Origin of the sequence: Sphingopyxis sp. MC1 (assembly GCF_000371385.1) — a bacterium.
Taxonomy (GTDB): domain Bacteria; phylum Pseudomonadota; class Alphaproteobacteria; order Sphingomonadales; family Sphingomonadaceae; genus Sphingopyxis; species Sphingopyxis terrae.
Window position 1 is genome coordinate 201572 of the sequence record NZ_AOUN01000022.1, and the last position, 6729, is coordinate 208300.

The 6729-nt window shown below is 64.6% G+C and carries 5 protein-coding genes; 2 read left to right on the forward strand and 3 right to left on the reverse strand.

The features are described from left to right. Positions 1-91 precede the first annotated feature (91 nt). Positions 92-1726: a histidine kinase dimerization/phospho-acceptor domain-containing protein gene (locus EBMC1_RS16945; RefSeq protein WP_003051748.1), complete on the reverse strand. Its 1635-nt coding sequence runs from the start codon at positions 1724-1726 to the stop codon at positions 92-94. Positions 1727-1878: 152 nt separating this feature from the next. On the opposite strand from EBMC1_RS16945, the gene EBMC1_RS16950 reads away from it, so the two are divergent. Next, on the forward strand, positions 1879-2352 hold the full coding sequence (locus EBMC1_RS16950) for an Lrp/AsnC family transcriptional regulator (RefSeq protein WP_003051752.1): 474 nt from the start codon (positions 1879-1881) through the stop codon (positions 2350-2352). A 60-nt stretch (positions 2353-2412) separates the two neighbouring features. Here the strand turns inward: EBMC1_RS16950 and EBMC1_RS16955 are convergent, their stop codons facing one another. Then, entirely contained in the window at positions 2413-3705 is a 1293-nt protein-coding gene (locus tag EBMC1_RS16955) for a hypothetical protein (protein ID WP_003051759.1), read from the reverse strand. A gap of 160 nt (positions 3706-3865) precedes the next feature. Next, the gene (locus EBMC1_RS16960; protein WP_003051763.1) at positions 3866-4162 is read right to left on the reverse strand and encodes a hypothetical protein; all 297 of its coding nucleotides are present in this window, start codon (positions 4160-4162) and stop codon (positions 3866-3868) included. A gap of 131 nt (positions 4163-4293) precedes the next feature. Here EBMC1_RS16960 and EBMC1_RS16965 point away from each other — a divergent pair, with 131 nt between their 5' ends. Beyond that, positions 4294-6588, forward strand: a complete 2295-nt coding sequence (locus EBMC1_RS16965; RefSeq protein ID WP_231292952.1) for an apolipoprotein A1/A4/E family protein — start codon at positions 4294-4296, stop codon at positions 6586-6588. Positions 6589-6729: the final 141 nt, after the last annotated feature.

The following is a 6729-nucleotide window of genomic DNA, read 5'->3' on the forward strand; positions in this document are numbered from 1 at the left end:
AGTGCAATTTGACCGGATTCCGGAGGATAGGCCTGAATATTGGCCGCAGAACCCACCTTATTCCCCTTTACCCCGCCCCGATGCGGTTCGGCTATTCGCCGTGTTGGGCACCTAGTTCGGTGTCGGCCCTTGGGTTGGCCGAGGGAAGATACAAGGTCAAGGCATTATGACCGATATCGAGTCGTCCCCCGGCGCCGCGCGCCAGGCTGTCAACCAGTCGCAACGAAAAGCCGAGGCTGAGGATCGCGGCGCCGGGCGCCTCGCCTTCGGGGCTGAAGCCCGGATCGAGCAGATCTGCCGCCGATGCGTAGCGGATCGCGGCGGGACGCACGATGCGCAGTTGCAGCATGTCATCGGGACCGGCCTCCGCAACCAGCTGCCCGACAAGCGTCGTACCGGCTTCGCAAATATCGACGAGTGCGGTGAGCAGCCGACCAACCATCCGCCGCGAATTGGCATCGTCGGCATGAGCCAGAAAGGGGCCGCCGACGCGCGAAATGCTGAGGTCGATCCGCTGGTCGGCGAGCAGCGGCGCCAGGTCGCCTTCGATCTGCGCCATCACCGTCGCAAGGTCGGCGACCTCGTCGGTCGGCCGGGCTTCGACGGTGCCCGTCGAACGCGCCGCGACTTCCAGATCGTCGATGATGTCCTGAACCGCGCCCGCGTCGGCGATGATCGAATCGGCCATCTTGCGATAGGCGCCGCTGACCGGACCGAACATCTGTCCCGAAATAATCTGGGCAAAGCCCGAGATCGCATTGAGCGGGCTGCGCAGTTCATGGATCAACTGCCGGATAGAGTCGCCCGAATCGCTCGATTCCGGGCGGCCATAAGGCAATTCATTGTGCTGCGGCCGCCGAGCGGTGCCGCGATAGCCGCAAAACTGGCCGGTCGCGGGATCGAACCAGGGCAATGCCGAAAAGCGCCATTCGCCGGCGTCAGCTGCCGACCCCTCAAGGATCATACGGGCGTTGACGATTTCGGCACGCTGGCGAAACGCGCCAACTGCGGCGCCATCGGTCCCTGGCTCGCCGCCCAAGGCGCTCTCGGCGATCGACAGACCGATCGCCGCGCCGCGGGTTATTCCGTCGACCCAGCGGATCACGCCGTCGGGTCCGGTTTCGAACAGGAAGCTCGTGCGCGGCCTTGCCGGAGCGGGCTTGCTGCGCGACGACTGATATTTGTCAATCCGCCGTACCAGTTCGCTGATCTGGCTAGCAGGCGCCTCGTCGACGATATCCGCTGCCGAAGCGTCGGCCGCCGCGATCGCGGGTTGCGGCAGCGCGACCGATCCCGCTCCCAAACTGTCCAGTGCGCGGCGCACGCTCACGGGCAAATCGCTGCGCCCGGCGAGGATCGAGCGCGCGGTGGCGGCGGTCGTCGGCAGCATCGCCAACCAGTCCGCCTCCGCCAGCCGCGCGCGGCGTAGCATCGTCGCGGAGACGGCCGGAACGTCATTCGCGTAAAAAGCGACCAGCGGCGCAAAGCGCCCGTGGCGGGCCACCGCAACGGCGCAATCGCGCCGCACCTTTTCAGGCACATCGCGGCGCAGCACCGCGAGCGCGTGGAAGGCGCGACGTATATCGGTCGTATCCAGTTGATTGCCGCGCTGCGCCAGAATATCGGTGAGCTGGCGCCACGCGGCGATGCTCGCACGGCGGTCCGCCGGCGCTTGCCGCAAGATGGTCGCGATCATCGAGTCAGCGGTCACGCGAAGCCAGCCCATTCCCGTTTTGTTGGTTAGCGGAAGCTTAGCGGCTAGCGTGAATCAATCGCTCACGAAAGAGGGTAAGGGCGCCACGTCACATTGTGGGACAATTGCAATCGCCTGAAATAATATTATGGTGAGGGCAATCGGGGAAAGCGGATGTTTCAATGATGGCAAGCCAGAAGTTCGATCAAATTGATTTGCAGATCCTCAACGAGCTGCAGAAAAACGGGCGCATAACCAATGTGGAATTGGCACAGCAGGTGGGGCTGACGGCTCCCCCGTGCCTGCGCCGCGTCCGCGCACTGGAGGAGTCGGGCGTGATACGATCCTATCATGCCGATCTCGACGCCGCGAAGCTGGGTTATGGAATCACCGTCTTCGCGATGGTCAGCCTGCGCAGTCAGGCCGAATCCGACCTCAAGGCGTTCGAGGATTATGTCGGCGGGCTGGCCGAGGTGCGCGAATGTTACATGCTCAACGGTGAAATCGACTTTCTGCTGAAGGTCGTCGCGCGCGACTTGCAGAGCTTTCAGTCGTTCCTGACGGCGCATCTCACATCGGCACCGAATGTCACGAGCGTGAAGACGTCGCTTACGATTCGCACCGCCAAACAACTCGCCGGGATCCCGGTCGAGCCATAATCGCGGCGCGCACAAAAAGGGGCGCCCTCCTTGCGGGAGGGCGCCCCTTTTTATGTCCGATCAGTTCGCCGGTGCGGTGGCGGGAGCCGCTGCTGCGGCTGCAGCGGGCGCTTTTGCCGACAGGTGGATGGTCCACAGATTCGCGAGACGTGCCCGGTCACCCTGCACCTTCGCGAAGCTGGCGATCGCCGCATCCTTCTGCCCAGCGAGAGCCTGCGCGACGCCGAGGCGATATTGCGCAAGCGGGTCGCCGCCGGCAGCCGCCTTTTCATACAGCGAGATCGCGGTCGCATAGTCGCCGATGCCGACAAGGCCGTCGGCGGTCTGGCGCGCCAGCTTCGGGTTCGCTGCGGTTGCAGGCTTGGCCGCGTCGCCCTTGAGCGCGACGGCGTCGGCCTTGGCGCGCGGTTCCTGCGATTCGAGGATCGTGTTGAAACGCTCGTCGGACGTCTGGATGACGTTCGCAGCCTGGCCTTCCTTGATCACGGCCACTGCTTCATTCGGATAGCCTGCCTCGGTCGCCAGCGCGGCATATTCAAGATATTCGGGACGCTGCGTCATCGACTTGGTTGCGCGCATCAGGCGGAACGTGTCGAGGTTCATGACCTTGTCGCTCGCTTCCTGCTGCAGCAGGATGAAGAGCGTGTTCCGCCAGATCACCGGCTGCGGATAGTCCTGCAGGCGCATCGCCAGCATATCGAGCAGTTCGCTGTTGCGCTTCGCCGCCTGCAAGGCACTTGCCGGGCGAACATAAAGTTCTTCCGACGGCACACGGCCCGCGGCACGCGCAGCAGCGATTGCTTCCTTCGCAACAGCAAGCCCCTGATCGACCTGGTTCAGCTTGAGATAGCTGTCCATCAGCAGCACCGGCAGTCCCTGCTCGGTCGAACCGGCGGCCTTTGCGGCTTCCAGACGCTTGACGGCCTTCGCATAATCCTTGTCGCCATAGGCGAAATTGCCCGAGAAGAAATTATAGGCGGCCAGGCTTTCCGGCGGCGTCAGGCCCGATTCAAGCATCCCGTCGAGCGCCTTGCCCTGGATCGCCTTGTCGCTCTTGCCGATGCCGAGCTGAAGTTCGTAGAAGGATACGAGATATTTGTCGTCGGGGCTCGTTGCGCTCGCCTGCCCTTCGGCCAATGCGGCTTCGAGGGCCGCCATGTCCTTTGCCTTCGCCGCCTCGGTCAGCTTCTTGAGCGCAGGGCTGAATTCCTTGCTGGGCTTGAGCTGCGCGCCCTTCTCCTCTTCTTCCTTTTTCGGCTTTTCCTTCGCGGCGGCGGGCGCGGCGACAATCAGGGCGCAGCCGAGGACGGCGGCAACGGCGGTTGCGGACGTCTGGCGGAAACGCTTGAACATCGAAATCTCTCCTTTGTATCGGCCGCCGGTTTCCCGCACGAACAGGTCCGGCCACGTTCAGCAACGCGGCTAGCCCCGTCGCGTTGCCAAGGCAAGACGAGCACGGTCGATATTTCCAATGGAGATTGCCGCCTGAACGGCGTTTGAACCCGAAACCGGGTCAGCCGATGGCGTCGATGGCGGCGTTGATATCGCGCAGCACTGCCGGATCGCCCGGGACCCCGGCCATCGCGCCTTCCGCTAGCTCGATCAGCGAGATGACGCCGAAGGTCGCGGCCAGGCTCTTGAGCCGCAGCGCCGCCATATGCCAGTTGGCATCGCAGCGCGACCGGCGCATCAGGTCGGCAAGCTCGCGGGCGCTGTCGGCAAAAACGGCGCGCAGATCCATGGCCATCGCCGCATCGTCGCCGATGGCCGAAGAGAGAAAGCGATCGAGAGGGCCGCTGTCGAACGACATTCCACAGCCTTGACAGCCCATGGTTAAGTTTCCGTTTCATGGTGGGCATTTGATGCTAAGATGGCCCGATGACGGGGGAAAAGAAAATCGTCGGTCTGTGGCGGGAGTCCGCGGCAAACCCGGAGAATGATATGCCGGCGCAGACCGATGCACCGGCAAGCGAAGCCGCGCCCGCCCTCGAAGCCGAGGCTCCGGTCGAGCGCGAATGGCTCGATATGACGCCGCTCGCGACCGATGACGACGATATGCCCGATCCGCAGAGCGGCGCGTGGCGCGACCGGCTGCTGCCGACGCTGCTGGTAATCATCGGCCTCGGCTGGTGCCTGTTCGCTCTGTTTACCGCGACGAAGGGTTTCGCGCGTCCGGTCGCGCCCGATGAATGGCCGGCGCTTGTCGCGACCCTGTCGACGCCGCTCGTTTTGCTGACTCTGCTCTGGATGGCGTTGCTGCGGTCGAGCCGGTCCGAACAGGCGCGCTTTGCCCGCCTCGCCGCGGCGCTGCGCCATGAAAATGATGCGCTTGCGCAATCAATGGCGTTGCTTGGCGAGAAACTCGGCGAGGCTCAGCGTCAGCTTTCGGAACAGGCGCGCAATGTTCAGCAGCTGGGCGTCGATGCCGTGCTCCGGCTCAACGACAGCAGCGACAAGCTCGCAACCAATGCGTCGGTCATCGCCAACGCCCACGACCAGCTCGCGCGATCGGGCGATGTCGCGATGCAGCGCATGGACGGCCTGCTCGCCGGGCTGCCGCGCATCGACGATGTGGCGCAGCGGCTCGCGGTCAATTTCCGCGAAGCGGGGCTCGTCGCACATCAGCAGGGCGCGAATCTTGAAGCCAAGCTCGCCGAACTCGGCGAAGAGGCGGCCAAGGCCGCGCGCACCGGCGAAGCCGCCGCAGCGGGCCTCCACGAAGCGCTCGGCGCGCTGCAACAGCAGACGCAGGAAACCGAATCGGGGCTGATTGCCGCGGCGTCGCAAGTCACCGACGCGCATGGCGTCGCGCTGGCGCAAATCACCCAATCCTCGGCTTCGATCCGCGATACGCTGCAGACGACGGTCGACAATCTGGGCGCGCGGCTCGACACCACCTGGCAACAATATCGCGACCGGGTCGATGCCGCCGCAGACCAGATGGATGCACGCCTTGCGTCGGCAGAAGCAGCCGGCACCGCGCTTGGCGACCAGCTCGCGGCGCATGGCACGGCGAGCGAGGAACTAGCGGCGCGGATTACGGCGCATGTCACCGAAACGCGGCAGCAGCTCGAGGTGCTCGATGTCAGCGTATCGGCCAGCACCGGCGTCATCGGCCGGGCGATCGACGATACCAAGGCACAACTCGGCGCCTTCATCGCCGATGTGCAGACGGGGAATAATTCGGCGCATCAGCTGATCACCCACGCCGAGTCGCTGTTGCTCGCGCTCGATGCGGTGACGCGCGAACTCGACGAAACGCTGCCCCATGCGCTCGACCGCATGGCCTCGCACGGCAAGGCGACCCAAGGTGCGCTCGGGCAGATCAAGCCGCTGCTCGAAGCCTCCGAACTTGTCGCGCAATCGACCTTGTCACACGTCAACGCAGTCAAATCGACGTTGCAGGCGAATGAAGCCAAGATGGCCGAGCATGGCGAAAGCCAACAGGCGCTGACCGATCGGGTCAACGCAGCGCTTGCCGACGCCGATGCGGCCCTGGCCCGGCTGCGGGCCGGGGCGGACGATTTCGCCGACCAAGGCGGGGCGCGGATGATCGCGACGCTTGCCGAAGTTCGCTCAACCGCCGAGTCCGCAGCCGACGAAGCGCGGCAGACGCTCGAGCGACTGGTCGGGAATGCCCGCGATGCGATGCAGGCGACCGCGACCGAGGCCATCGACGCGGCGTTCAAGACCGAAGTGGCGGCGCAGCTCAAGGCGGTCGAGGATGCCTCGCAGCGCGCGGTGGAAGCGGCGAATGGCGCCGCCGATCGGCTCATGCGCCAGCTCATCACGATCATGGACACCAGCGCCAGCGTCGAACAGCGCGTCGCCGAAGCCGAGCAGGCCATTGCCGCATCGGATCGCGACTCGCTCGCAAAGCAGGTCGGCATCCTCACCGAAGCGCTCAAATCGAGCGCGATCGACATTACCAAGGTGATGTCGAGTGAGGTCAGCGACGCCGCGTGGGACGCCTATCTGAAGGGGGATCGCGGCATCTTCGCGCGGCGCGCGGTGAAGCTGCTCGACAACAGCGAAACCAAGGAAATTCTGCGCCTCTACCAGAATGACGATGGTTTCCACGCAGCGGTCAATCAGTTCATCCATGACTTCGAGGCGATGCTGCGCCTGTTGATCGGCGCGCGCGACGGATCGGCGATCAGCGTGACGCTGCTGTCGTCGGACATCGGCAAGCTTTACGTGGCGCTGGCGCAGGCGATCGACCGCCTGCGGAACTGATTGCGTAACCAGGGCGCGCGGCAGTGGATGGGCTGCTATCGACCGATTGCGGACGTCGGCCGACCTTTCTTCCATCGTCATCCCGGCGAAGGCCGGGATCTCGCCGGTGCGCTATTCCGTTAGGTAGAGATCCCGGCCTTC

Bases quoted from the DNA above. Each gene is read 5' to 3' on its own strand.
- EBMC1_RS16945 (WP_003051748.1), bottom strand. From the start codon at position 1,726: ATGGGCTGGCTTCGCGTGACCGCTGACTCGATGATCGCGACCATCTTG.
- EBMC1_RS16950 (WP_003051752.1), top strand. From the start codon at position 1,879: ATGGCAAGCCAGAAGTTCGATCAAATTGATTTGCAGATCCTCAACGAG.
- EBMC1_RS16955 (WP_003051759.1), bottom strand. From the start codon at position 3,705: ATGTTCAAGCGTTTCCGCCAGACGTCCGCAACCGCCGTTGCCGCCGTC.
- EBMC1_RS16960 (WP_003051763.1), bottom strand. From the start codon at position 4,162: ATGTCGTTCGACAGCGGCCCTCTCGATCGCTTTCTCTCTTCGGCCATC.
- EBMC1_RS16965 (WP_231292952.1), top strand. From the start codon at position 4,294: ATGCCGGCGCAGACCGATGCACCGGCAAGCGAAGCCGCGCCCGCCCTC.